24 protein-coding genes are annotated in these 23,780 nt (G+C 57.9%); 11 read left to right on the top strand and 13 right to left on the bottom strand.

What is annotated here, in order from left to right:
* Window positions 1-52: 52 nt before the first annotated feature.
* A complete protein-coding gene (locus RRF55_RS00330) occupies window positions 53-280 on the top strand; it encodes a YceK/YidQ family lipoprotein (RefSeq protein ID WP_002898978.1) in 228 nt (75 codons plus the stop codon).
* Here the strand turns inward: RRF55_RS00330 and RRF55_RS00325 are convergent, their stop codons facing one another.
* The 3 genes from RRF55_RS00325 to RRF55_RS00315 form a co-directional block, all read right to left on the bottom strand.
* Window positions 281-667 carry a MysB family protein gene (locus RRF55_RS00325; protein ID WP_002898981.1) on the bottom strand — a complete coding sequence of 129 codons (387 nt, stop codon included), beginning with the start codon at window positions 665-667 and terminating at the stop codon, window positions 281-283.
* A gap of 91 nt (window positions 668-758) precedes the next feature.
* Window positions 759-1,985, bottom strand: a complete 1,227-nt coding sequence (gene mdtG, locus RRF55_RS00320; protein ID WP_130974873.1) for a multidrug efflux MFS transporter MdtG — start codon at window positions 1,983-1,985, stop codon at window positions 759-761.
* Between the two features lie 171 nt (window positions 1,986-2,156).
* On the bottom strand, window positions 2,157-3,077 hold the full coding sequence (locus RRF55_RS00315) for a Kdo(2)-lipid IV(A) acyltransferase (protein WP_004150825.1): 921 nt from the start codon (window positions 3,075-3,077) through the stop codon (window positions 2,157-2,159).
* Between the two features lie 205 nt (window positions 3,078-3,282).
* Here RRF55_RS00315 and trhO point away from each other — a divergent pair, with 205 nt between their 5' ends.
* Entirely contained in the window at window positions 3,283-4,347 is a 1,065-nt protein-coding gene (gene trhO / locus RRF55_RS00310; RefSeq protein WP_023284938.1) for an oxygen-dependent tRNA uridine(34) hydroxylase TrhO, read from the top strand.
* Here trhO and RRF55_RS00305 read toward each other — a convergent pair.
* The 7 genes from RRF55_RS00305 to mdtH all read right to left on the bottom strand — a co-directional run bounded on the left by RRF55_RS00305 (window position 4,333) and on the right by mdtH (window position 9,697).
* Window positions 4,333-4,446, bottom strand: a complete 114-nt coding sequence (locus RRF55_RS00305) for a DUF2770 family protein (RefSeq protein ID WP_002898988.1) — start codon at window positions 4,444-4,446, stop codon at window positions 4,333-4,335. The two genes, trhO and RRF55_RS00305, sit on opposite strands and share 15 nt — an antisense overlap.
* 71 nt (window positions 4,447-4,517) lie before the next feature.
* Window positions 4,518-5,636 carry an N-methyl-L-tryptophan oxidase gene (gene solA / locus RRF55_RS00300; RefSeq protein ID WP_002898990.1) on the bottom strand — a complete coding sequence of 373 codons (1,119 nt, stop codon included), beginning with the start codon at window positions 5,634-5,636 and terminating at the stop codon, window positions 4,518-4,520.
* A gap of 125 nt (window positions 5,637-5,761) precedes the next feature.
* Window positions 5,762-6,016: a biofilm formation regulator BssS gene (bssS, locus tag RRF55_RS00295; protein ID WP_002898992.1), complete on the bottom strand. Its 255-nt coding sequence runs from the start codon at window positions 6,014-6,016 to the stop codon at window positions 5,762-5,764.
* Between the two features lie 302 nt (window positions 6,017-6,318).
* Window positions 6,319-6,570: a DNA damage-inducible protein I gene (gene dinI / locus RRF55_RS00290; RefSeq protein WP_002898994.1), complete on the bottom strand. Its 252-nt coding sequence runs from the start codon at window positions 6,568-6,570 to the stop codon at window positions 6,319-6,321.
* 72 nt (window positions 6,571-6,642) lie between these two features.
* Window positions 6,643-7,689, bottom strand: a complete 1,047-nt coding sequence (gene pyrC, locus RRF55_RS00285) for a dihydroorotase (RefSeq protein ID WP_004893020.1) — start codon at window positions 7,687-7,689, stop codon at window positions 6,643-6,645.
* 125 nt (window positions 7,690-7,814) lie between these two features.
* The gene (locus tag RRF55_RS00280) at window positions 7,815-8,375 is read right to left on the bottom strand and encodes a lipoprotein (RefSeq protein ID WP_004150824.1); all 561 of its coding nucleotides are present in this window, start codon (window positions 8,373-8,375) and stop codon (window positions 7,815-7,817) included.
* Window positions 8,376-8,488: 113 nt separating this feature from the next.
* A complete protein-coding gene (gene mdtH, locus RRF55_RS00275; protein WP_002899096.1) occupies window positions 8,489-9,697 on the bottom strand; it encodes a multidrug efflux MFS transporter MdtH in 1,209 nt (402 codons plus the stop codon).
* Window positions 9,698-9,926: 229 nt separating this feature from the next.
* Here mdtH and rimJ point away from each other — a divergent pair, with 229 nt between their 5' ends.
* The 4 genes from rimJ to murJ all read left to right on the top strand — a co-directional run bounded on the left by rimJ (window position 9,927) and on the right by murJ (window position 13,748).
* The gene (rimJ, locus tag RRF55_RS00270) at window positions 9,927-10,511 is read left to right on the top strand and encodes a ribosomal protein S5-alanine N-acetyltransferase (RefSeq protein WP_002899099.1); all 585 of its coding nucleotides are present in this window, start codon (window positions 9,927-9,929) and stop codon (window positions 10,509-10,511) included.
* A gap of 9 nt (window positions 10,512-10,520) precedes the next feature.
* Window positions 10,521-11,174 (top strand): YceH family protein, encoded by a 654-nt coding sequence (locus RRF55_RS00265; protein WP_032438580.1) that lies wholly within the window; start codon window positions 10,521-10,523, stop codon window positions 11,172-11,174.
* 15 nt (window positions 11,175-11,189) lie between these two features.
* The gene (locus tag RRF55_RS00260; RefSeq protein ID WP_004140718.1) at window positions 11,190-12,101 is read left to right on the top strand and encodes a Gfo/Idh/MocA family protein; all 912 of its coding nucleotides are present in this window, start codon (window positions 11,190-11,192) and stop codon (window positions 12,099-12,101) included.
* A 111-nt stretch (window positions 12,102-12,212) separates the two neighbouring features.
* Window positions 12,213-13,748: a murein biosynthesis integral membrane protein MurJ gene (gene murJ, locus RRF55_RS00255; RefSeq protein WP_002899104.1), complete on the top strand. Its 1,536-nt coding sequence runs from the start codon at window positions 12,213-12,215 to the stop codon at window positions 13,746-13,748.
* Between the two features lie 53 nt (window positions 13,749-13,801).
* Here murJ and RRF55_RS00250 read toward each other — a convergent pair whose 3' ends face one another.
* Window positions 13,802-15,016: an MFS transporter gene (locus tag RRF55_RS00250; RefSeq protein ID WP_004176581.1), complete on the bottom strand. Its 1,215-nt coding sequence runs from the start codon at window positions 15,014-15,016 to the stop codon at window positions 13,802-13,804.
* Between the two features lie 16 nt (window positions 15,017-15,032).
* Between RRF55_RS00250 and RRF55_RS00245 the strand changes: the two genes are divergently transcribed.
* The gene (locus tag RRF55_RS00245) at window positions 15,033-16,061 is read left to right on the top strand and encodes a LysR family transcriptional regulator (RefSeq protein WP_004218670.1); all 1,029 of its coding nucleotides are present in this window, start codon (window positions 15,033-15,035) and stop codon (window positions 16,059-16,061) included.
* Window positions 16,062-16,099: 38 nt separating this feature from the next.
* Here the strand turns inward: RRF55_RS00245 and rne are convergent, their stop codons facing one another.
* Entirely contained in the window at window positions 16,100-19,333 is a 3,234-nt protein-coding gene (gene rne, locus RRF55_RS00240) for a ribonuclease E (protein ID WP_025368281.1), read from the bottom strand.
* A gap of 699 nt (window positions 19,334-20,032) precedes the next feature.
* Here rne and rluC point away from each other — a divergent pair.
* Entirely contained in the window at window positions 20,033-20,986 is a 954-nt protein-coding gene (gene rluC / locus RRF55_RS00235; protein ID WP_002899271.1) for a 23S rRNA pseudouridine(955/2504/2580) synthase RluC, read from the top strand.
* A 37-nt stretch (window positions 20,987-21,023) separates the two neighbouring features.
* On the opposite strand, the gene RRF55_RS00230 is transcribed toward rluC, so the two are convergent.
* The gene (locus RRF55_RS00230) at window positions 21,024-21,608 is read right to left on the bottom strand and encodes a Maf family protein (protein ID WP_002899273.1); all 585 of its coding nucleotides are present in this window, start codon (window positions 21,606-21,608) and stop codon (window positions 21,024-21,026) included.
* Between the two features lie 141 nt (window positions 21,609-21,749).
* Here RRF55_RS00230 and yceD point away from each other — a divergent pair, with 141 nt between their 5' ends.
* The 3 genes from yceD to plsX all read left to right on the top strand — a co-directional run bounded on the left by yceD (window position 21,750) and on the right by plsX (window position 23,762).
* On the top strand, window positions 21,750-22,271 hold the full coding sequence (gene yceD / locus RRF55_RS00225; RefSeq protein WP_002899276.1) for a 23S rRNA accumulation protein YceD: 522 nt from the start codon (window positions 21,750-21,752) through the stop codon (window positions 22,269-22,271).
* A gap of 16 nt (window positions 22,272-22,287) precedes the next feature.
* Window positions 22,288-22,461: a 50S ribosomal protein L32 gene (rpmF, locus tag RRF55_RS00220; RefSeq protein WP_000290724.1), complete on the top strand. Its 174-nt coding sequence runs from the start codon at window positions 22,288-22,290 to the stop codon at window positions 22,459-22,461.
* A 203-nt stretch (window positions 22,462-22,664) separates the two neighbouring features.
* A complete protein-coding gene (plsX, locus tag RRF55_RS00215; protein WP_004224085.1) occupies window positions 22,665-23,762 on the top strand; it encodes a phosphate acyltransferase PlsX in 1,098 nt (365 codons plus the stop codon).
* Window positions 23,763-23,780: the final 18 nt, after the last annotated feature.

Below are 23,780 nucleotides of genomic sequence, written 5' to 3'. Positions count from 1 at the left end.
AAAATACCGGCAGCGATGCCGGTATTTTTTTATCTGAAATACGAGGATGTGGATGCGAATACTACCGATCATTGCCATGGCGCTGCTGCTCAGCGGCTGCGGCAGCATTATCAGCCGTACGGTGCCCGGGCAGGGGCATGGCAATCAATATTACCCGGGCGTACAGTGGGATGTTCGCGATTCGGCATGGCGCTATCTCACCATTCTCGACCTGCCGTTCTCGCTGGTATTTGATACGCTTCTGCTGCCTCTGGACGCCAGCCACGGACCCTATAACTGATTAACGCTCGTCCCACTCGTCGGCTGCCGTCTGCCCCTCTTCGGTGTCCAGCGAGGGCTCGAGCTGAAATTCGCCTTCATCCCATTCGTGGAGCGTATTTTCCTCCAGCCACTCCTGACGCAGCTCTATCTCATCATAATCCCCGTCGAAGACGCTCTGCGCGGCTTCGCCGCTGAGCATCGGGAGGCATTCGCCTTGTTCCTCTTCGTCAGCAAAAAATTCGGCCTGCCAGGCGATATCGCCATCCTGCAGCACATACTTTTGAATGTTGAGCTGCTCAACGTTGGCGCTCTCTTCATCGCTGTCAGGGTTGTTGGCGAGAAATTCTTCACGTGCTGCATCAATAGCTTCTTCAAGCGTGGCGTAGAACATCGAATCCTTTGGCATAGCGAATCTCCTGAGAAGAATATGAATTGAACACGATTCAATCTATAGAAGGCGGTACGCACGGCGTCAAGGGACAGAGCCCCTCTCGACGTTAATTTACTGAATGCGAAGTATCCGCGGCTGGCCGACGCAGGCTGAGGGTGGAGTAGATCGCATTAAACAATACCACCCCTGCGGTGACCAGAAATACAGCGCGGAAGCCATAGTTAGCGGAAACCGACGCGCCAATCAGGGGGCCGGTAACGTTGCCAATATCGCGGAACGACTGGTTATAGCTGAAGATTCGCCCGGAGATCTGACTGGTGGAGTTGTACACCAGCAGGGTTTGCACCGCCGGCAGCAGCGCGCCGTCCGCGGCGCCGAGCAGGAATCGCAGGATACCTAACTGCAGCGGGGTCTGAACGAACGACATCGGGATCAGGAGTAGCACCGAGATAATCAGCGCGACGATGAGGATTTTTTCCGGCCCGATGCGATCCCCCAGTTTGCCCAGCCGCGGGGCGCTCATCAGCGCGGCAATGCCCGGCACCGAGGCGATCATTCCGCTGATAAAGGCGATGTTACTGACGTTGCCCGCGAGATCGCGTACATAAAGCGTCAGGATCGGCGCAATGGAACCGGTGGCCACCTGGATTATCAGCGAGGTCACAAACAGGCTGAGCACCAGTTTGGGATTCTGCAGCGAAGAGAACACCTCTCTGGCACTGAGCATCTCTTTCCTGGCGATCGGCACAAAATTTTCGCGGATTAAAAACAGGGTAAACAAGAAACAGATAAATAGTACCGCCGCGGTCATAAAGAAGACGGTGCGCAATCCCCAGTGGTCGGCCAGGAAGCCACCTGCCAGCGGGCCGAGCAGGGCGCCGCTTACCGCGCCGGTAGACAGTGTCCCCAGCGCCCAGCCGCTTTTATGGCGCGGGATCTGGGTGGCAATCAGGGCGTTGGCGTTGGGAATAAAGCCGCCCAGCAGGCCGAGCAGTGCGCGCAGCAGCAGAAACTGCCAGATATTCTGCGCCATTCCCATCAGCATCATCACGATGGCCATCCCGAGGGCGGAACGCAGCAGCATGATTTTTCTCCCCTTGCGATCAGCAAGCACCCCCCAGAACGGCGAGGCGATGGCAGAGAAAAGAAAGGTAATACTAAAGACCAGCCCGGACCACATGTTCAGGGCGCTATGCCCGGTGACGCCGAGCTGTTCGACGTAGAGTGGCAGAAAGGGCATGACCAGGCTGAAGGCGGCGCCGGTTAAAAAGCAGCCAAGCCAGGTCACGGTCAGGTTTTGTTTCCAGTTAATGGGGGTTTCAGCAGACGACATAGGGTTCCACTGGCCTGCGCGGCAGGTCAAATTAAGAGAAAATATGAGCCTGCTAATTATGCGCCTGAGAAATAGATGCCGCAATGGAGGGGAGCTTTTAAAGCTAAAGGAGAGCCTAAAGCCTGAGCGGCGAAGCTTCCCGGCCGGGATGAGCGCGGCCGGGAAAAGGGATCAGTAGCGGGAGGGCATGCCTTCGGGGCGGGTTTTGAAGCGACGATGGAGCCACATATACTGTTCCGGGGCCATCATGATGCACTGCTCAACGATCTTGTTCATCCACGCGGCGGTGGTTTCCGCGTCGTCCAGCGGCGGGGAACACTCTGGCGGCAGGATAATCAGTTCATAACCTTTACCGTCCGGTTTGCGGCGCGGGACGAAGGGCACGACGCAGGCTTTGGACATTTTCGCCAGCATCCAGGTGCCGGAGGTGGTCGCCGCCTGGTCGACCGCAAACAGTGGGGCAAAGACGCTGGCGGTCGGGCCGTAATCGTGATCCGGTGCGTACCACACCACTTCGCCTTTTTTCAGTGCCCGGATCATGCCTTTCAGATCCTTACGGTCAATCATATCCTTATTGGAGCGCAAGCGGCCCCAGGTCTGCAGCCAGTCGATCACCGGGTTGTCGTTGGGGCGATAGACGCCAATCCCCGGCTCGTTCATACCGAACATCCGCGCACCCATCTCGAGAGTGAGGAAATGAATACCGATCAGCAGAATGCCGCGCTGCTGCGCCTGCACATCGCGGATATGCTCAAAGCCGATGGTATCGGTCCAGCGGGCGATACGACGAACCGGCCAGAACCAGGCCATCCCCGTCTCCATCAGTCCCATACCCACCGATTCAAAGTTCATCACCACCATTCGGTGGCGTTCCTGCTCGCTTTTCTCGGGGAAGCAGAGCTCAAGGTTGCGATAGGCGATTTTCGCCCGACGCTTCATAAAGCGCATGGCCAGACGGCCGATGGCGTTCCCGAGGCGGTAGATCAGCGGGTAGGGCAGTTGGACAACCAGCCACAGCAGGCCGATACCCAGCCACAGCAGCCAATAGCGCGGATGCAACAGCGCCGGAGAAAATTTAGGCAAATGAGTCATTTCATACCCGTATCAGTGAGCAACGTCTTATATTATCGCATTTTTTTACCGGCCAGCCAAAGGCGGCGGCAGTCAGCTCGTTTTGTTAAGCGGGGCGCGACCGGGTGAGAGAAATGTAGCGTAAAATGTAGGGATGTAAATTAATTAGCTTTGCTATATCATGCCCGCCGTTTATTTCCTCATTTCTATGTCGAGCAGGTACACCATGCCAGTGTTACACAACCGCATTTCAAATGAGACGTTAAAGGCGCAAATGCTGGCTGAAACCGAGCCGCGCACGACGATCTCATTCTATAAATATTTCACCATTGTCGACCCGCAGGCGACCCGCGATGCGCTGTGGGTTGCCTTAACCCAGCTGAAGGTCTTTGGCCGCATCTATCTGGCCCGGGAAGGGATCAACGCGCAAATCAGCGTGCCGCAAAGCAACGTTGAGGCTCTGCGTGAGTTTCTCTATGGCTTCGATCCGGCGCTGGCGGGGCTGCGTTTCAATATCGCCGTGGAGGACGATGGTAAGTCTTTCTGGGTGCTGCGCCTGAAAGTTCGCGATCGTATCGTCGCCGACGGCATCGACGATCCCTCGTTTGACGCCTCCAATGTGGGGGAGTATCTCAAGGCGGCGGAAGTCAACGCGATGCTTGACGATCCGGATGCCGTGTTTATCGATATGCGCAACCACTATGAATATGAGGTGGGCCATTTCGAAAACGCGCTGGAGATCCCGGCGGATACCTTCCGCGACCAGCTGCCGAAAGCCGTGGAAATGATGCAGGACCATAAAGACAAGAAAATTGTCATGTATTGCACCGGCGGCATTCGCTGTGAAAAAGCCAGCGCCTGGATGAAGCATAACGGCTTCAATAAGGTCTGGCACATCGAGGGTGGCATCATCGAGTACGCCCGTCGCGCCCGCGAGCAGGGGCTGCCGGTGCGTTTCATTGGCAAAAACTTTGTCTTTGATGAGCGGATGGGCGAGCGGATCTCCAATGACGTTATCGCGCACTGTCATCAGTGCGGCGCGCCGTGCGACACCCATACTAACTGCCTGAACGATGGCTGCCATCTGCTGTTTATCCAGTGCCCGAGCTGCGCCGAGAAGTTTGCCGGCTGCTGTAGCGAAGCCTGCATGGAAGAGCATAAGCTACCGGAAGAGGAGCAGCGTAAGCTGCGCGCCGGGCGTGAAAACGGCAACAAAATCTTTAATAAATCCCGTGGCCGGCTGAATACCAAACTCGGGATCCTCGACCCGGAGCCGTTAGAAAAACCATAACCAGACGAGATCGATGATCGCCAGCAGCAGCCAGAGCGCCAGGTAGATCATAAAATGCTCGCGCACGTTGTTGACCAGCATATTAAACAGGCGACGCATAACCGCTCTCAATCACTAACGGCCTCAGCAGAGGCCGTTTCTTTACCCAACGGCAAAAGTGCCGCATTCCATTACGCGTTAAAGCGCGCCAGAGAAAAGGGGGCCAGATTGAAGCTCGATGCTTCGCCCTGAGCAAACTGACTGGCAATTTCGCCCAGCACCGGCGCAAACTTAAAGCCGTGGCCGCTCAGCCCGGTGATCAGCAGCGTGTCTGGCCTGCCAGGCAACGTATCGATAATAAAGTCCTCATCGACGGTATTGTCGTAGGTACAGGAGGCGCCGTGCAGGCAGCCGCCGATGCCAGGCAGGACGTTACGCAAAAACGGGAAGGATTCGGAACCATCGCTGGCGACAGCGCCAAACGCTACCCGTTCCTGCGGGGTGGAGATCGGCTGGCCGCCGTTATGCTTGCCAATTTTCAGTTCATTATCTTCTGCCGGGAAACCGTAATATTGATCGCCATTGGGCAACTCGCCGGTGAAGGCCGGGAAGTGATTCTTGCTGCTGTAACGGCCATCGGCCTGGTACCAGGCGAACACCTTGCGTACCGGCTGGATAGGGAGGTCCGGAAGCAGGCGGGTGACCCAGGTGCCGGCGCTGACCAGCAGCTTTTTACCATGATATTCACCGTCGAGGGTATCGATGGTGATCCCGTCAGCATGGTGATGAATAGCCGAGACCGGACAGTTGAATAGCTGCGCGCAGCCTGCTTCCCGCGCCAGACGGATCCAGGTTTCGACGGCCAGTTCGCTGCGCAGTACGCCGGAAGCGGGTTCGAAAATCGCCCGATAGTCATCGGGGAGGCGTATCTCCGGCCAGCGCTGCATCACGGCCTGGGCATCCAGCTCTTCCACCTCAAGCTGGAACGCACGGGCGCTGGCGGCGACGTTGGCGAGAAAAGCGGAGCTGGCGGGGCCGAGGTTAATGACGCCGGTGCGTTCAAACACGGCTTCGCCACTGATCTCTGCCAGTTCATCCCATAGCTGCTGGGCACGCAGCACCAGCGGAACATATTTCTCACCTTCGCCATAGGCGTGACGGATAAGACGGCTGCTGCCGTGATGGCTGCCTTCCTGGTGGGGAGGTTGATGGGCATCGGTCATCAGAACATTGAGTCCGGCACGGCGCGCATAATAGCCAGCGGCGGCGCCGACGGAGCCGCTGCCAATAATGATAAGATCGTATTGCATGGTGAGTTCCGGGTAATTGCCTTGTTAGCAGGGTAATTAACTCCCTGTGCTTATACAAGCCCGAAAATAATTCAGGCACCCGCAGGTGCCTGTTAAGTTTAATGTTAAGTCATTCGCAAGCCGCGTTAATGTCGGCGGTACTCGTTTTCCTGGTATTCGCCAGATTCAATCTTCGCAATGCCTGCTTCCAGGATTGAAATAAACTGACGTGCGACGTCCGTCGTTAGCCATAGCGTCTGGCCGATCTCAGCATCATTACTGTTTTCTTGAGTGGGGTTCTGGTAGTGCAGGCGCAACATCAGCGCATCGTAGCTATCAACGGTGCTGATGTCCCATCCAACGAGGGGATGGGTCTGAATGACTTCATTATTTTTTTCCATCATAACCCCTTATTCATATGTTAAAAGACAACAATTCTCGAGGTTTAATGCATATTTTTTGAAGCAAGTTAATTATATCAGGGATCAAGAATAAACTCGAGAAATTAAATGAAAGGCAGCATGATTTTCTTCTTTTGCCGCTTTTTTACTCAAGATAAGCGCGTAAAATGGCCACTTTAGTCGATATTGAGCAGAATAATCAGGACTATTCTGAACAGAAGAGGGGATAAAAAAAGCCGGGGCGACCCGGCAAAAAAAGCACAATGAGGGAGCAAACCAGAGTAACTGGATCCCGCCATGCTTCAGGAGAGATCGTGGACAAACCAGTCGTCCGCGCTTTCCCATGTTTCCTGCAGGATTTCGCTTATCCGGTCTTTGTCTTCTTTCAGGGCGCCAAACACCGAGAGCTGATTACCGGTGGCGTAGCGGACGCTCACTTGGCTATCGATGGCCGGGAATTGCTCGGCGATACGGCGAGAGAGTTCGTTATTCAGCGCTTCCAGCGCGCCGTTAGGTAAGGCGGTCGTTTTGGCGATAGACACTTCAATGCGCATAATTGCCCCCTGCGTTCGATACTGGTTATTTATACAGTATCCGGTTAGCGTTGACAACAGGGGGCTGCGTTTTTATTTCTTCACGGTCCAGCGAACGGTTTCACCCGCCAGGAAGGGCACCAGGGTGTCATTAGGCAGGGAAATGCTGTCCACAACGGTCGTCTCTTCACGCACCAGTTCAACGTAGCTCTCATTGACCGGCAGACCGTAGAAGCGCGGGCCGTTCAGCGAGCAGAAAGCCTCAAAGTGCTGCAGAGCGTTCATTTCTTCAAACACCGTGGCGTAGCTGCCGAGGGCGGTCGGGGCGTTAAAGCAGCCGGCGCAGCCACAGCTGGCTTCCTTACGGTGGCGCGCGTGCGGTGCGGAGTCGGTGCCGAGGAAGGCGCGGCTGAAGCCGCTGGCGACCAGCTCCCGCAGAGCCTGCTGATGAATATTGCGTTTAAGTACCGGCAGACAGTACAGGTGAGGGCGAATGCCGCCCACCAGCATATGGTTGCGGTTGAACATCAGATGCTGCGGGGTGATGGTAGCAGCCAGCAGTTCATTACCGTCACGCACGTACTCGGCGGCGTCTTTGGTGGTGATATGTTCAAAAACCACTTTCAGGCCGGGCAGGCGCTGGCGCAGGGGCTCCATCACCGTCTCAATAAAGCGCGCTTCACGATCGAAAATATCAATCTCGGCGTGAGTGACTTCGCCGTGAACGAGCAACGGCATCCCCAGTTTTTCCATCCGCTCCAGCACTGGCATAATGGCGTCGGTGCTGGTGACGCCGTGGCTGGAGTTAGTGGTGGCATTGGCCGGGTAGAGCTTGGCGGCGGTGAAAACCCCTTCGTTAAAGCCGCGTTCCAGCTCCGCTGGGTCGAGGGAGTCTGTCAGATAGCAGGTCATCAGCGGGGTAAAATCATGCCCGGCCGGCACGGCGTCCATAATGCGCTGGCGGTAAGCGATAGCCGCCGCGACGGTGGTGACAGGCGGCACCAGATTCGGCATCACGATCGCCCGGCCATAAAACTCACTGGTATAAGGCACGACGGTTTTCAGCATATCGTCATCGCGCAGATGGATATGCCAGTCGTCTGGGCGGCGGATTTTCAATACCTGGGATTGTGCTGTCATGGAAGGCTCCGGCTAATAGGTTCAGTCATCAGGGCTGTTTTTTGCCGGGCACTAAGGATAAGCGTAAACGTTTTCCTTTGCACTCATTTCCGTAAAAAATTCAGGGCGCCGTAGCGCCCTGGAGATTAATTGGTAAAGGGGATGACAATCTCGCCTGGCTTCACCTCTATACCTTTGGCGTATTTCTTCGCCAGCGCTTCGCCGGTGCTGGCGTCCTCACGCAGGACATAAGCCGGCTGCTGGCTGAAGTAGCTGCGCAGAGACTGATTCAGGTAGGGGAGCAGGGCCTGAATAACCGACTGCAGCTTCTCCGGCGCCACTTTGGCATCGACCACTTCCATTTCCTGCAGGAAGATGGCGCCTTTCTCTCGGTCAAAGGTTGGCAGCGCTTTGAGCTTCAGATCGATCGTCGCTTTCTGCGTGCCGAACAGGGAGTTAAGATCGACGTTGGCGATCCCGCTCAGGGTGACTTTGCCCGGCTCCTCGCGCCCGATAGCGCTGGTCAGGTTCTGCAGTTCGATATGGGCGTCGGCAACGCCTTTCAGACCAATATCTTTGGCGAAATGGTTTCGCTTCTGCAGGGCCTGGTTAATCTCCTGCTCGCTTACCGTGTATTGGGTCAGCTGATTACAGCCACTCAGCAGGCCGCTGACAATTAGCGCGGCGGCGATCAATATCTTTTTCATGGGGTTCCTCAAGCTCATACCTTCCTTCATCCTGACACAAAGCATCATGACCTGTCAGCACCCATCGCGCCAGCAGAATAGGCTGAAAGCAGGAGAAACCGCCGCCGCGCGCATCAGGTGCGCGGCTCCAGCATACCGGAGGCAGAGCGTTTCGGACTGAATTGCCACCATAGCGCCAGGAAGGTGATAACCCCGATGGCGCCGAGCATCAGCCACGGCAGTTCGGGCTGGCCGACGGCTTTCCCGGCATCAAACAGCCAGCCGCCGCCCGCGTAACCCAGCGCGCCGCCGAAGGCGAGCCCCAGACGGCTGAAACCCATATAGCTGCCACGCGCCCGGGCGTCCGCCAGCGAAGCGCCCAGCGTCTCGCGGGCGGGTTCGGCAATGATAGAGCCGATGTAAAACAGGCAAATCAGGGTAAACAGCTGCTGTAAACTGCTGGTCATCCCGATCGGCAGCATGGCCAGGGTCATCACCAGCAGGCCGGCCATCAGCCGGTGCTCAAGGCGGAAGCGTTTTTCGCTCCAACGGGCAATAGGATAGAGCAGGGTGAGCGAAATGGTGGCTTCGATGGCGTACATCCATTTCACGGCGGCCGGCGAGCCGGCGATATCATTCACCATGATCGGCAGCATCAGCATCACCTGCACCGCCAGCATATAATAGCCGGTCAGCGTCAGGACATAGGTGACGAAGCGTTTGTCCCGCAGCACCCGGCCCAGCCCCTCACGAATCGGCGTTTTCACCGTCGAGAGCTTCCATGCCGGCAGATACCAGGCGTTAAACGCGGCGCAGGCGATAAACAGCGCGGCGCCGGCGCTGCACACCAGGCGAAAATCATACTGCAGCAGCCAGCTGCCCAGCAGCGCGCCAATCACCGCGCCGGCGCTATCCTGCATCATCAGGATGGAGAAAAAGCGGCCGCGCTGATGCGGACGCACCAGCTTAACCACCAGCGCCGCCCGCGGCGGATCGAACAGTGTACCGCCGAGTCCGGAGAGTATGCACGAGAACCACAGCACCCACGGCTCATGGGCGACGGCCATCGCCGCGAAACCGCCTGCACGCATCAGCATACCGGTGACGATCATCGGTTTCGCGCCGAAGCGGTCGGCGATGGCGCCGCCAAAGATGCCTAATCCCTGCTGTACCAGCTGGCGCAGGCCGAGCGCAATGCCGACCATCAGCGCTGCCCAGCCCATCTGATCGACAAAGCGGATGGAAATCAGCGGAAAAACGACAAAAAAGCCCAGCACGACCAGCATGTTATCGACTAACAGGAAATATTTACCCAGGCTCCTTGCCTGCGAGACGCGGGACATTTCCCCTCCAGGGAAAAATAGAGATAAGCGAGGATATTCTGCGGGCAATCTGCTGCTTTTCCCAGCACCCTTGCGACAATATTTTTTTATCAAAAAGCAAGATCGATTGAGCCTATTCATCGAAAAGAGGAGATGGCGCAGAAAATGGTATGTTGCTGTTTTCACACTATCGTGCAGGAAAGGTATAGTGATGAAAGCAAGAGTGAAGTCAGGGGGACTGAAAAAGGAAATGTTTGGCTATCGCAGTAACGTGCCGAAGGTGCGTTTGACGACGGACCGGCTGGTGGTGCGCCTGGTTCACGATCGTGACGCCTGGCGTCTGGCCGATTATTACGCCGAAAATAAAGCGTTCTTAAAACCCTGGGAGCCGGTTCGTGACGACAGCCACTGCTATCCCTCCGGATGGCAGGCGCGTCTGTCGATGATCGCTGAGTTTCATAAGCAGGGGTCAGCTTTTTATTTCGCGCTGCTCGACCCTGAGGAAAAAGAGATCATCGGTGTGGCGAATTTCTCCAACGTGGTGCGCGGATCTTTCCATGCCTGTTATCTTGGCTATTCCATTGGCGAGAAGTGGCAGGGGCAGGGGCTGATGTTTGAAGCGCTGACGTCGGCGATTCGCTATATGCAGCGCACGCAGCATATTCATCGCATTATGGCCAACTACATGCCGCATAATCAGCGCAGCGGCGCGCTGCTGGCGCGGTTGGGGTTTGAAAAAGAGGGTTACGCCAAAGATTATCTGCTGATTGACGGGCAGTGGCGTGACCATGTACTGACGGCGCTAACGACGCCGGACTGGTCTGCGGGACGTTAAGGAGAGAGGATGAAATATCAGTTAACTGCGCATGAAGCGCGCGTCATTGGCTGCCTGCTGGAAAAGCAGGTCACCACCCCCGAGCAGTATCCGCTGTCGGTAAATGCTGTGGTGACCGCCTGCAATCAGAAAACCAACCGCGAGCCAGTGATGTCGCTGAGCGAAAGCGAGGTCCAGGCCCTGCTGGATACGCTGGTGAAACGGCACTATCTGCGCACGGTCAGCGGATTCGGTAATCGCGTCACCAAGTATGAACAGCGCTTTTGCAACTCCGAATTTGGCGATCTGAAGCTTAGCGCCGGCGAGGTTGCGGTGGTCACGACGCTGCTGCTGCGCGGTGCTCAGACGCCGGGCGAATTACGCAGCCGGGCGCAGCGGATGTATGAGTTCAGCGATATGGCGGAAGTGGAAAGCGTGCTGGAAGGGCTGACGACGCGCGAAGATGGCCCCTTCGTCGCCCGGTTGCCCCGGGAGCCGGGAAAACGGGAAAGCCGCTATATGCATCTGTTTTGCGACGATATGGACACGCTGATCACCACAGTGGAAGCTCTCGCGCCGCTGGACGATGACGGCGATCTGCGCGCCAGGGTTGAAGCGCTGGAGGGCGAGGTGGTGGAGCTGAAAGCGCGCCTCGATTCGCTGTTACACCATCTGGGAGACTAAAACGTGGGGACAAGATTGCGCATTGGGGTGGTCGGCTTAGGCAGCATTGCGCAGAAAGCGTGGCTGCCGGTGCTGGGGGCGGCGGAAAGCTGGACGCTGCAGGCGGCCTGGTCGCCGGGTAAAGAGAAGGCGCTACGGATCTGCGAAACCTGGCGGATGCCATACGCTGATTCCCTCGATGCCCTGGCGGCACAGTGCGATGCGGTCTTTGTCCATACCTCGACGGCTTCACATTATGAAGTAGTGAATCACTTACTGAATGCCGGGGTTCATGTTTGTGTGGATAAACCATTGGCGGACAAGCTGAGTGAGGCGGAGACGCTGGTCGAGCTGGCGGCGCGACGTCGACTGACGTTGATGGTCGGTTTCAATCGCCGCTTTGCGCCGCTCTATCGGGAGCTGAAGGGGCGGCTGGGCGAGGCGGCCTCGCTGCGGATGGATAAACACCGTAGCGATAGCGTCGGCAACGATCTGCGCTTTACGCTGCTTGATGACTATCTGCATGTGGTGGATACCGCGCTATGGCTGGCCGACGGTCAGGCACGTCTGCGCGGCGGCGCGCTGAAGATCACCCCGCAGGGCGAAATGCTCTATGCCGAACATCAGTTCAGTTCGCCCCGGCTGCAGGTCACCACCAGCATGCATCGTCGCGCAGGCAGCCAGCGCGAGTGGGTGCAGGCGGTCACGGATGGCGGGCTATATGCCGTCAGCGAGATGCGCGAATGGCAGGAGGAGTGCGGTCATGGCGTGGTCCAGCGCCCGGTTGCCGGCTGGCAAACCACCCTTGAGCAGCGCGGCTTTGTCGGCTGCGCGCGCCATTTTATCGAATGCGTGCAAAATCAGACAGTTCCTGAAACTGCAGGCGAACAGGCGCTGCTGGCTCAGCGGATCGTTGAGAAACTGTGGCGCGACGCCATTAGCGAATAATCCATTGTAACAACTGACAGTAGTAATTCATGTTGAACCCGGTAGACTATCGCCACTTTCCAGCGCCCGCATTTGCGGGCGTTTTACTCCAGGGTTTGGAATAACAGCGTAATGAACCTTTTAAAATCACTGGCGGCAGTCAGTTCGATGACCATGTTTTCGCGCGTGCTGGGCTTTGCCCGCGATGCGATTGTGGCGCGTATTTTTGGCGCCGGGATGGCGACCGATGCCTTTTTTGTCGCCTTCAAACTGCCTAACCTGCTGCGGCGTATTTTTGCCGAAGGCGCCTTCTCACAGGCGTTTGTGCCGATCCTTGCCGAATATAAAAGCAAGCAGGGCGAAGATGCCACCCGCGTGTTTGTCTCATACGTCTCCGGGCTGCTGACCCTGGCCCTGGCTATCGTTACCGTTATCGGGATGCTGGCGGCGCCGTGGGTAATCACCATTACTGCGCCCGGCTTTGCCGATACCGCCGATAAGTTTGCGCTAACCACCCAGCTGCTGCGTATTACCTTTCCCTATATTTTGCTGATCTCCCTGGCTTCGCTGGTGGGGGCGATCCTCAATACCTGGAACCGCTTCTCGGTGCCGGCCTTTGCGCCGACGTTCCTCAACGTCAGTATGATTGGTTTTGCGCTGTTTGCCGCGCCGTATTTCCATCCGCCGGTGCTGGCGCTGGCCTGGGCGGTGACGGTCGGCGGCGTGCTGCAGCTGGCTTACCAGCTGCCGCATCTGAAGAAGATTGGCATGCTGGTCCTGCCGCGAATTAATCTGAAAGATGCCGGCGCGATGCGGGTGGTGAAGCAGATGGGGCCGGCGATCCTTGGCGTGTCGGTAAGCCAGATCTCCCTTATCATCAATACCATTTTCGCCTCATTCCTCGTGTCGGGCTCGGTGTCGTGGATGTATTATGCCGACCGCCTGATGGAGTTTCCCTCCGGCGTGCTGGGCGTGGCGCTCGGCACTATCCTGCTGCCATCGCTGTCAAAAAGCTTCGCCAGCGGTAACCATGACGAGTATTGCCGGCTGATGGACTGGGGACTGCGTCTCTGTTTTCTGCTGGCGCTGCCGAGCGCGGTGGCGCTGGGGATCCTCGCCAAACCGCTAACCGTGGCTCTGTTCCAGTACGGCAAATTCAGCGCCTTTGACGCGGCGATGACCCAGCGCGCGCTGGTGGCTTATTCCGTAGGGCTGATGGGCCTTATCGTGGTGAAAGTGCTGGCGCCGGGCTTCTATTCCCGTCAGGACATCAAGACCCCGGTCAAGATTGCTATTATCACCCTGATTATGACCCAGGTAATGAACCTGGCGTTTATCGGCCCGCTGAAGCATGCGGGTCTGTCGCTGTCCATCGGCCTGGCGGCCTGCCTGAACGCCGCGCTGCTCTACTGGCAACTGCGTAAACAGAAAATTTTCACCCCGCAGCCGGGCTGGTTGGCCTTCCTGCTGCGTCTGATTATTGCAGTGCTGGTTATGGCCGCGGCGCTGCTGGGCGTCATGCATCTCATGCCTGAGTGGTCGCTGGGGACGATGCCGTTCCGTCTGATGCGTTTGCTGGCGGTGGTTATCGCCGGGGTGGTAGCCTATTTCGCCACGCTGCTGGTGCTGGGCTTCCGCGTGAAAGAGTTTGTCCGTCGCACGGCGTAAGCGGTTGTGTGGGTAGAAAAACCCCGCTTCGCCGCAGGCGAAGCGGGGTTTTTTTATGATGCGCTGCGTTCGGCAGCGAGGATGCGGGCATTCTCCAGCAGGCGGATCGCCAGGGCTAGCGCGCCAGTGATCACTGCCAGCGTGACCACTCCGTTCCAGCCGGCCAGCACGTACAGCTTACTGCCCAGCACCGACCCCAGCGACATCCCGATAAACACCACGGTGAACAGCAGGGCGTTGAGGCGGCCGCGGGCCTGTGGCTCAAGGCCATATACCAGGTTCTGATGCGCCACCAGGCTTGACTGCAGGCCAAGGTCAAAGCCAATCGCCGACAGGGCAATCAGCGCCAACTGAGCGTGCACTGGCAGCAGCGGCAGCATAAACATCAGGGCAAAGGAGAGGGTGACCAGCGCCGCACCCATCTGTGTCACCTTACCGGCGCCAAATTTATCGGCCAGACCGCCGGCAAGCGGCGCGGCCAGCGCCCCGGCGGCCCCGGCGATACCGAAACCGCCCGCTACTGCGCTGCCCATGTGATAGTGTTCGGAGAGCATCACCGCCAGCGTCGACCAGAAGGCGCTAAAGGCGATGGAGAGCGCGCCCTGAGCTAGCGCGGCGCGGCGTAATGCCGGGTAACGCTGCCACAGATGCGCCATCGAGGCCATCAGCTGCGGATAGCTCAGCGTCGAGTGCACAGCGAAGCGCGGCAGGACGCGCCACATTACCAGGCCAATCAGCGCGACGCTGACCGCCGCCGCCTGATACATCACCCGCCAGCCGAATACGGCGCCCACCACGCCGCTGACCGTCCGGGAGAGCAGGATCCCCAGCAGCAGCCCGGTCATCACCGTGCCCACCATTTTTCCCTGCTTGCCCGCCGGGGCGAGGATCGCCGCCGCCGGGACGATATCCTGCGCCATGGTCGCCGCCATACCGATCAGCAGACTGACCACCAGCAGTGAGCTGAGCTGGCCGGTGAGGCTGCACAGGAGCAGCAGGAGCGCCAGCAGCGCGCTTTTCACCAGGATCAGCCGGCGGCGATCGTGGCGGTCGCCGAGCGGGAGCAGGAACAGAATGCCGAGCGCATAACCCGCCTGCGTCAGGGTAGGGACCAGACCCATACCTTCTACAGTCAGGTGGAGATTGGCGCCCATCAACGGCAGCAGCGGCTGCGCGTAGTAAATAGAGGCGACGCTAAAGCCGGCGCCGAGTGCGAGAATGAAGATAATCCAGCCTGCGTCGCGGGTGGAAAGGGAAGTCGGTGTCATGTTCAATGCCTCATAGATGCGATGGGGCTATTTTTCCCTGAACGCGACTGGCGCGGTAGCCGGGCTGGTGGTAAAACGGTTATACGTAGCACGTATAGGCAAAAGGAAAATGAAAAGACAAGAGCGTATAGACCGCATTGAGCTGATGCGCACCTATATCCGCATCGTAGAGGCCGGATCGCTCTCCGCCGCCGCAGGGCAGATGGACACTACCCAGGCGACCGTCAGCCGCCGCCTGCAGTCCCTTGAAGGGCTGCTGGGGGTTAAGCTGATCCTGCGCACCACCCATGCGATGAAGCTCACTGACGATGGCGAACGCTGTTATCGTCACGCCCGTCAGGTGGTGGACGCCTGGCTGGCGCTGGAGGATGACCTGCGTATTGCCGACGATCGGCCGGTGGGCGTTCTGCGAGTGCGGGCGCCCCACGCGTTTGGCCAGCAGCAGCTGCTGGCGCCGCTGGTGGCATTTCTACAGCGCCATCCGCAGCTGTCGGTGGAGTGGATGCTAAACGATAATACCGTCGACTTCCTCAGCGATAATATCGACTGCGCTATTCGCGTGGGGGCGGAGGTGGATCCAGCAACGGTATCCGTACTGCTGGCGGAAGTGCCGCGCTGCGTAGTGGCTTCTCCTGAGCTGCTGGCGAAGTATCCGCCGTTAACCTCGCTGGAGGCGTTATCGGGCCTGCCATGGATCGCCATTAATACCTTTTATCAGCATGAGGTACGGCTCAGGCATCAGGCAAGCGGGCAGATTGTCTCTACAGCGATTACTCCCTGTCTGAGCACTGACAGTCTTTACGTCGCGCGCAACACCGCGCTGGCGGGGCTGGGGGTGGCGATGGTGTCCAGCTGGACGGTCGTGGAGGATATTGCCGCCGGACGGCTGATTGAGCTGTTCCCGCAGTGGCGACCCGCCTCGCTGCCGGTTCATCTGGTTTATCCCTGGGCGCGCTATTACCCGACACGCCTGCGTAAGTTCCTCGACCTGATGCGGGAGATCATGCCGGATCTCGCCGGGATGCAGCGTCCGCAAAGCGCATAAAAAAACCGGCCAAAGGCCGGTTTTTTTATTAAGCACGCTTACTCGACGGGCTGTGGGCGAGTCGGTTCAGCGGTGGCTTTATGGGTCGCGCTATGACCACCGGCGGCGCCTTTACCTTCAAAGGCGAACGGCGGGCGCACCCAGGTGCTGTGACGCGGTGCTTCCGGGACATAGTCCGGAGCTGGCGCACGGGTCATTGGCGCGGTGGCATGGCGATGACCCGCCACTACGACCGGCTTGCTCACCGGGGGCTCGGCTTTGACCGGTTCGGCAGGGGCCGCTTCGGTCACTGGCGCTTGCTCCACGGTTTCTGCGACCGGGGCGATAGTTTCCACTGGCGCTGCAACGACAGGCGTCGTTTCCACCGCTTCAGGTTCTACCACCACCGGCTCGGCGTCGAGCGTCACTGGCGCGATAGCCTGAGGCGCTTCGACAGCCGGTGCTTCGGTGACCGGCTCCTGAGGCGCTGGCTCGACGGCTGCTGGCGCGACAACTTCCGCAGCATCAACGACCAGCGGCTCGGCGGCCGCTACCGGCTCAACGACTACCGGCTCAGCGGTTACTGGTTCCATGGTAGCCGGCTCGACGGTGACCGGCGCAGCGGTAACGGTTTCAACGACGGCAACCGGGGCCGCTACGGCCTCGACAGTTTTCGCGACGCTGGCGTCCTGAACCTGAACCTCTTCCGGCTGCTGATCCTGCGGACGAACCACCGGGTAGCGGATCCAGACTTTACCGGAAGCCATCTCCGGCGATGCGCAGGCTACGGTCAGCGGCATAGGCGACTGGGTCGGATAGCGTTCGTCACGATAGCGACGACGACGCTGACCGCTGACGCGCAGGTGACGCGGGGAGCGACGTGAGCGACGCGGCATACCGTTCGCTTCACGGGATTCGCCATTTTCGTCCTGGTCCGCAACGCTCTCCACCCCTGCCGGCAGCTCGGCTTTCACCGGCTCGCTTTGCGGAGCGATAACTTCAGCCACTACGGCTTCTGGCACGATCTCGGCAACTGGCTCGACGACAGCGGACTCAACGCGCACTTTCTGTGCCAGCTGGCGCGGTTTACGACGCGGCAGAGTTTGTACACGCTCTTCCTGCTCCGTCTCCTGCACAACCGGCTCTTCGCGAGTCTGCGCTTTGGCTTCCTGCTGCGCCTGACGTTTGTCGTCATTGCGGCGGCGGGTGCGTTCGCGGCGCGGCTGCTGCTCGTCACGGGATTTCGCTTTCTCCGCGTCGTCGCCTGAGGTTTGGCGAACATCACGGGCTTCCACGTTCTGCGACGGCTTCTCGCGACGGTTGCGACGGTTCTCTTCACGCGATTCGCGCGGTTCACGGCCCTCGGCATTGTCCGCACGGGTGTCGCGATTGTCACGGTTATCGCGGTTGTCACGATTGTCGCGGTTATCACGGCGGTCGTTGCGGTCGCGGCGGTTGTTGGCGCGCGGTTTACGACGCTCCTGCTGACGCTCCGGTTTTTCTTCCGCTTTCTTCTCGACCTGAACTTCAGCCGGTTTGGCCTCTTCGGCGCCAGAGAAGATATTCTTCAGCGCGCTGAAGAAGCGTGAGAGCAGGCCAGGCTGCGCCGGTGCGGCGGCCGCGACCGGTGCCGCTGCGGCGACAGGCGCGGCGGCAGGCTCTTCGAGCATCGGGGCTGGCGGCGCATCTGGCATGACAAAAGCGGCCAGGGCCGGCTGTTCCGGACGTTTCCGCTCCGCCGGCTCATCGTCGCCTGGCAGCGCCATCTCTTCTTCATGCAGCTTCGGCAGCAGATAGCTCAGCGTTGAGGTTTCTTCACCTTTGCGCACGCGCAGGACGGAGTAGTGCGGCGTTTGCATTTCGTCGTTTGGCACGATAATAACGCGCACATCGCCCTGACGGGATTCGATAGCGCTCACTGCGGCACGTTTTTCGTTCAGCAGATAGGAGGCGATCGGTACCGGAACAATGGCGTGGACTTCTTTGGTATTCTCTTTCAGCGCTTCTTCTTCGATCAGACGCAGAATAGAGAGCGACAGCGATTCGTTATCACGCACGGTGCCGGTGCCGGAGCAGCGCGGGCAGACGTGGTGGCTGGACTCGCCCAGCGACGGGCTCAGGCGCTGACGGGACATCTCCAGCAGGCCGAAGCGCGAAATATGGCTGATCTGAATGCGCGCCCGGTCCTGACGGACGGCTTCGCGCAGACGATTCTCCACGGCGCGCTGGTGGCGAACCGGGGTCATATCGATGAAGTCGATAACGATCAGGCCGCCGAGGTCGCGCAGACGCAGCTGGCGGGCAATTTCGTCAGCCGCTTCGAGGTTGGTATTGAAGGCTGTCTCTTCGATATCGCCGCCGCGGGTGGCGCGGGCGGAGTTGATATCGATCGCGGTCAGCGCTTCGGTGCTATCGATAACGATAGACCCGCCGGAAGGCAGGCGCACTTCGCGCTGGAAGGCGGACTCAATTTGCGATTCGATCTGATAATGGCTGAACAGCGGGATTTCACCGGTGTACAGTTTTATTTTGCTGCTGAAATCCGGACGACCCAGCGCGGCGATATGCTGGCGCGCCAGCTCAAGCACTTTCGGGTTATCGATCAGGATTTCGCCGATGTCCTGGCGCAGATAGTCACGGAAGGCGCGGACAATGACGTTGCTTTCCTGGTGGATCAGGAACGGCGCCGGACGGCTTTCCGCGGCTTTCTGAATCGCTTCCCAGTGCTTCAGGCGGAAGCTCAGGTCCCACTGCAGGGCTTCGGCGGATTTGCCGACGCCAGCGGTGCGAACGATCAGGCCCATGCCGTCCGGAAGCTCCAGGCTCGCCAGCGCTTCTTTCAGTTCGGTACGGTCGTCGCCCTCGATACGGCGGGAAATTCCCCCGGCGCGCGGGTTGTTCGGCATCAGTACCAGATAGCTGCCCGCCAGGCTGATAAAGGTGGTGAGCGCAGCGCCTTTGTTGCCGCGTTCTTCTTTATCAATCTGCACGATAACTTCCTGACCTTCCCGCAGTACGTCTTTGATATTAGGACGACCATGCGCATTGTAGTTGGCGGGGAAGTATTCGCGGGCGATTTCTTTGAGGGGGAGGAAACCATGACGCTCGGCGCCGTAATCAACAAACGCGGCTTCAAGGCTGGGTTCAATGCGGGTGATTTTGCCTTTGTAGATGTTCGCTTTTTTCTGTTCGTGCCCGGGGCTTTCGATATCCAGGTCGTACAGGCGCTGCCCATCAACAAGGGCGACGCGCAACTCTTCCTGCTGAGTTGCGTTGATTAACATTCTTTTCATCGTAACTTACTCATTATTCTTACATTGACGACTAAGCTGCGGGCAGAGTAATGCCTTTCCGGGGGAAAACCGATGGCCTCGTGTCTGGTTCACGTCGCCAACCTCACGGTTGTCGCGCGCTTAAGAGGCGCAGAGTGTCGGTCGCCTGTGTTTCAAACGGAAACACAGCGCAATTATTCAGGGGAACAGCCTGGGATGTATCACCAGAGAATATTCCATTTATACTCGTCGTCTTTCGCGTTGCAGGCATGGTGGCTTAACCTGCTCACCTCGATCTGGCGATCCAGATGAGCTCCCGGGAGTCCCGGAGTTGACGCCTTCCTGCGACTTGAAATCCATAGAGCCTGTACCGGTAAGGACTGCAACCCGCAGCCCGCTAACTGTCTGAAAGATCACAACGTCTTACGCCATTGCTGCGTGGGCGATCGGTCAGACAAAATTGGTCATTCCGCTAATGTCTTGTTCTAACAAGATGCAATACGGAAAACGGTCTCATTATTCCATTGCTAACCTTGTTATAGCAAGTTGACTTTCACCTTTTATCACCCGGTTACTCACAGTTTTATCACCTGCCCATACAGATTGTTCTAATAACAAACAAAATGGCGGTCAGGTAAACCGTGAAAACAGGATAATGATAAATATAAGCATATAAAAATGAGTGGCGCTAATGCGTCCGGCTATTTAGAATCGCGCACCATGAAAACTGAGACCCCAACCGTAAAAATGGTTGCCATTGCTGCTGATGAAGCGGGGCAACGTATCGACAACTTTTTGCGTACGCAATTGAAAGGCGTACCGAAGAGCATGATTTATCGCATCCTGCGTAAAGGCGAGGTGCGGGTAAACAAAAAGCGCGTGAAGCCGGAGTATAAGCTGGAAGCGGGCGATGAAGTCCGTATCCCGCCGGTACGCGTGGCGGAGCGTGAAGAAGAGGCGGTATCGCCGCACCTGCAGAAAGTGGCCGCGCTCTCTGAGGTGATCCTCTATGAAGACGATCATATTCTGGTGCTCAATAAGCCTTCTGGTACTGCGGTACACGGCGGCAGCGGCCTGAGCTTCGGCGTGATTGAAGGGCTGCGCGCCCTGCGCCCGGAGGCGCGCTTCCTTGAGCTGGTGCATCGTCTCGACCGGGATACCTCCGGCGTGCTGCTGGTGGCGAAAAAGCGCTCAGCGCTGCGTTCGCTGCACGAGCAACTGCGCGATAAAGGCATGCAGAAAGATTATCTGGCGCTGGTGCGCGGCCAGTGGCAGTCGCATACCAAAGTGGTCCAGGCCCCGCTGTTGAAGAATATTCTGCAGAGCGGGGAGCGCATCGTTCGCGTGAGTCAGGAAGGCAAGCCGTCGGAGACGCGCTTTAAAGTGGAAGAGCGTTACGAATTCGCCACGCTGGTGCGCTGCAGCCCGGTCACCGGCCGCACGCATCAGATCCGCGTTCATACGCAGTATGCCGGCCATCCTATCGCTTTTGACGACCGCTATGGCGACCGCGAGTTCGACAAGCAGCTGTCCGCTACCGGCTTAAACCGCCTGTTCCTGCACGCGGCGGCGCTGAAGTTTACCCACCCGGGGAGCGGGGAGGTGATGCGCGTTGAGGCGCCGCTGGACAACCAGCTGAAGCACTGTTTACAGGTGCTACGGAAGAGCAAATAAGCGCAACGGCGGAATCAGTTCCGCCGTTTTTTTTGCCTCAGCCTAACAGCGGGTTGTAGTTTTCACGGCGCAACATCTGACAGAGCGCGATTAAGGGTAAACCGACCAGGGTGTTCGGGTCGCGGCCTTCCAGCCGTTCGAACAGCGTAATGCCCAATCCTTCGCTCTTGAAACTCCCGGCGCACTGCAGCGGGTTCTCTTTGCGCACATAGCCTTCTATCTCTTTATCACTGAGATGGCGAAAGTGAACGTCAAAGGGTTCGCATTCGGTTTGTAGATGGCCGCTGGCAGAGTTGTACAGCGCCAGTCCGGTATAAAAGGTAATGATTGATCCGCTGGCCTTTCTTAACTGCCTGCGGGCATTTTCCTCGGTGTGCGGTTTGCCGGTGATTTCACCGTCCAGTACGCAAACCTGATCGGAGCCTATAATAAGGTGATTAGGGAAGCGTGTGGCCAGACTTTGCGCTTTGGCCTGCGCCAGTCGGGTGACAAGCTGACGTGCGGATTCATCAGGCCGGGGCGTTTCGTCGACGTCAGGCGCGGCACATTCAAACGGTAAACCCAGTTTTTCCAGCAGCATGCGCCGCCAGGGAGAGGTTGACGCGAGGATAAGATCAGACATATTTTTTCATCCACATATAGCGCTTCGCAGAGCATCATCTTAAACTATGCGCCGCAATGTGTGCGAATAAATGGCAAAAGGCAACCTGAGGCTGCCTTTTTCTTTGACTCTATGACATTACAAAGTTAATATGCGCGCCCTATGCAAAAGGTAAAATTACCCCTGACTCTTGATCCGGTACGCACGGCTCAAAAACGCCTTGATTACGAAGGCATCTATGCCCGCGATCAGGTTGAACGTGTAACCGATTCTGTAGTCAGCGTGGACAGCGATGTGGAATGCAGCATGTCGTTCGCTATCGATAACCAGCGTCTCGCCGTTATTACTGGCGATGCAAAGGTAACGGTAACTCTCGAATGCCAGCGTTGCGGGAAACCGTTCTCCCATCACGTCCACACCACGTATTGTTTTAGCCCCGTCAGAAATGACGAACAGGCCGAAGCACTACCGGAAGCGTATGAGCCGATTGAGGTTAACGAATTCGGTGAAATCGACCTGCAGGCAATGGTCGAGGATGAAATTATCCTCTCCCTGCCTGTAGTTCCGGTGCATGATTCTGAACACTGTGAAGTGTCCGACGCGGACATGGTCTTTGGCGAACTGCCTGAAGAGGCACAAAAACCAAACCCATTTGCCGTATTAGCCAGCTTAAAGCGTAAGTAATTGAGGAGTAAGGTCCATGGCCGTACAACAGAATAAACCAACCCGTTCCAAACGTGGCATGCGTCGTTCCCATGACGCGCTGACCGCAGTCACCAGCCTGTCTGTAGACAAAACTTCTGGTGAGAAACACCTGCGTCACCACATCACTGCCGACGGTTTCTACCGCGGTCGCAAGGTTATCGCTAAGTAATCACGCGATACTCGCAGGATTTCCCGTTGCAGGCCATGGCGGGCGTGTGCGTCCCTGGAAACTCGGTTAACCCGGTCGCTGGGGGCATTTATGCCCGGATTGTTGCGTCTGCAGCGTGAATATTCGCGGGTGCCAGCGTGATGAAGCTTAGTGAGGACTCCCCGGGCAACTGGGGAATCACAGAACCGGGCAGCGACGATACCTTGACACGTCTAACCCTGGCGTTAGATGTCATGGGGGGCGATTTCGGCCCATCCGTGACGGTGCCTGCAGCATTGCAGGCACTGAACTCTAATTCGCAACTCACACTTCTTTTAGTCGGCGATCCCGACGCCATCACGCCATTACTCGCCAAAGCTGATTTCGAACAACGTTCGCGTCTGCAGATCATTCCTGCGCAGTCAGTTATTGCCAGTGATGCGCGACCCGCACAGGCTATCCGCAGCAGTCGCGGAAGCTCAATGCGCGTGGCGCTGGAGCTTGTGAAAGAAGGGCGGGCGCAAGCATGCGTCAGCGCTGGCAACACCGGCGCGCTGATGGGTCTGGCGAAACTGCTGCTCAAACCGATCGAAGGTATTGAGCGGCCGGCGCTGGTGACGGTTTTACCGCACCAGCAGAAGGGCAAAACCGTGGTGCTGGATCTCGGCGCCAACGTCGATTGCGACAGCACGATGCTGGTGCAGTTCGCGGTAATGGGCGCGGTGCTGGCGGAAGAAGTGGTCGGCATTGCCAACCCCCGCGTCGCTTTGTTGAATATCGGCGAAGAAGAGATGAAAGGCCTCGGCAGCATCCGCGATGCTGCCGCAGTGCTCAAAACGCTGCCTTCCCTCAACTACATCGGCTATCTTGAAGCCAATGAACTGTTGACCGGAAAAACCGATGTGCTGGTTTGTGATGGATTCACGGGCAACGTCACATTAAAAACCATGGAAGGTGTTGTCAGAATGTTCCTTTCACTGCTGAAATCTCAGGGAGAGGGCAAAAAACGGTCGTGGTGGCTGCTGTTACTAAAACGTTGGTTACAAAAAAGCCTGGCGAGGCGATTCAGTCACCTCAACCCCGACCAGTATAATGGCGCCTGTCTGTTAGGATTGCGCGGTTCCGTGATCAAGAGTCATGGTGCTGCCAATCAACGCGCCTTTAGCGTCGCGATAGAGCAGGCAGTGCAGGCGGTGCAGCGGCAGATCCCTCAGCGGATCGCCGCGCGCCTGGAATCTTTATACCCAGCTGGTTTCGAGCTGCCGGAAAGCGACAGTGACGTGAACGCCCGACAGCAAAGCGGGACGAATGGCCACGATTGACGCCGCGGCGGTTGAACG

The organism is Klebsiella sp. K47 (assembly GCF_051858335.1).
GTDB lineage: Bacteria > Pseudomonadota > Gammaproteobacteria > Enterobacterales > Enterobacteriaceae > Klebsiella > Klebsiella pneumoniae.
This window is presented reverse-complemented; position numbering and strand designations above follow the sequence as displayed.

Excerpts from the sequence above, each read along its gene's own strand:
- RRF55_RS00330 (WP_002898978.1), top strand. The coding sequence starts at position 53 with ATGCGAATACTACCGATCATTGCCATGGCGCTGCTGCTCAGCGGCTGC.
- RRF55_RS00325 (WP_002898981.1), bottom strand. The coding sequence starts at position 667 with ATGCCAAAGGATTCGATGTTCTACGCCACGCTTGAAGAAGCTATTGAT.
- mdtG (WP_130974873.1), bottom strand. The coding sequence starts at position 1,985 with ATGTCGTCTGCTGAAACCCCCATTAACTGGAAACAAAACCTGACCGTG.
- RRF55_RS00315 (WP_004150825.1), bottom strand. The coding sequence starts at position 3,077 with ATGACTCATTTGCCTAAATTTTCTCCGGCGCTGTTGCATCCGCGCTAT.
- trhO (WP_023284938.1), top strand. The coding sequence starts at position 3,283 with ATGCCAGTGTTACACAACCGCATTTCAAATGAGACGTTAAAGGCGCAA.
- RRF55_RS00305 (WP_002898988.1), bottom strand. The coding sequence starts at position 4,446 with ATGCGTCGCCTGTTTAATATGCTGGTCAACAACGTGCGCGAGCATTTT.
- solA (WP_002898990.1), bottom strand. The coding sequence starts at position 5,636 with ATGCAATACGATCTTATCATTATTGGCAGCGGCTCCGTCGGCGCCGCC.
- bssS (WP_002898992.1), bottom strand. The coding sequence starts at position 6,016 with ATGGAAAAAAATAATGAAGTCATTCAGACCCATCCCCTCGTTGGATGG.
- dinI (WP_002898994.1), bottom strand. The coding sequence starts at position 6,570 with ATGCGCATTGAAGTGTCTATCGCCAAAACGACCGCCTTACCTAACGGC.
- pyrC (WP_004893020.1), bottom strand. The coding sequence starts at position 7,689 with ATGACAGCACAATCCCAGGTATTGAAAATCCGCCGCCCAGACGACTGG.
- RRF55_RS00280 (WP_004150824.1), bottom strand. The coding sequence starts at position 8,375 with ATGAAAAAGATATTGATCGCCGCCGCGCTAATTGTCAGCGGCCTGCTG.
- mdtH (WP_002899096.1), bottom strand. The coding sequence starts at position 9,697 with ATGTCCCGCGTCTCGCAGGCAAGGAGCCTGGGTAAATATTTCCTGTTA.
- rimJ (WP_002899099.1), top strand. The coding sequence starts at position 9,927 with ATGTTTGGCTATCGCAGTAACGTGCCGAAGGTGCGTTTGACGACGGAC.
- RRF55_RS00265 (WP_032438580.1), top strand. The coding sequence starts at position 10,521 with ATGAAATATCAGTTAACTGCGCATGAAGCGCGCGTCATTGGCTGCCTG.
- murJ (WP_002899104.1), top strand. The coding sequence starts at position 12,213 with ATGAACCTTTTAAAATCACTGGCGGCAGTCAGTTCGATGACCATGTTT.
- RRF55_RS00250 (WP_004176581.1), bottom strand. The coding sequence starts at position 15,016 with ATGACACCGACTTCCCTTTCCACCCGCGACGCAGGCTGGATTATCTTC.
- RRF55_RS00245 (WP_004218670.1), top strand. The coding sequence starts at position 15,033 with ATGCGATGGGGCTATTTTTCCCTGAACGCGACTGGCGCGGTAGCCGGG.
- rne (WP_025368281.1), bottom strand. The coding sequence starts at position 19,333 with ATGAAAAGAATGTTAATCAACGCAACTCAGCAGGAAGAGTTGCGCGTC.
- rluC (WP_002899271.1), top strand. The coding sequence starts at position 20,033 with ATGAAAACTGAGACCCCAACCGTAAAAATGGTTGCCATTGCTGCTGAT.
- RRF55_RS00230 (WP_002899273.1), bottom strand. The coding sequence starts at position 21,608 with ATGTCTGATCTTATCCTCGCGTCAACCTCTCCCTGGCGGCGCATGCTG.
- yceD (WP_002899276.1), top strand. The coding sequence starts at position 21,750 with ATGCAAAAGGTAAAATTACCCCTGACTCTTGATCCGGTACGCACGGCT.
- rpmF (WP_000290724.1), top strand. The coding sequence starts at position 22,288 with ATGGCCGTACAACAGAATAAACCAACCCGTTCCAAACGTGGCATGCGT.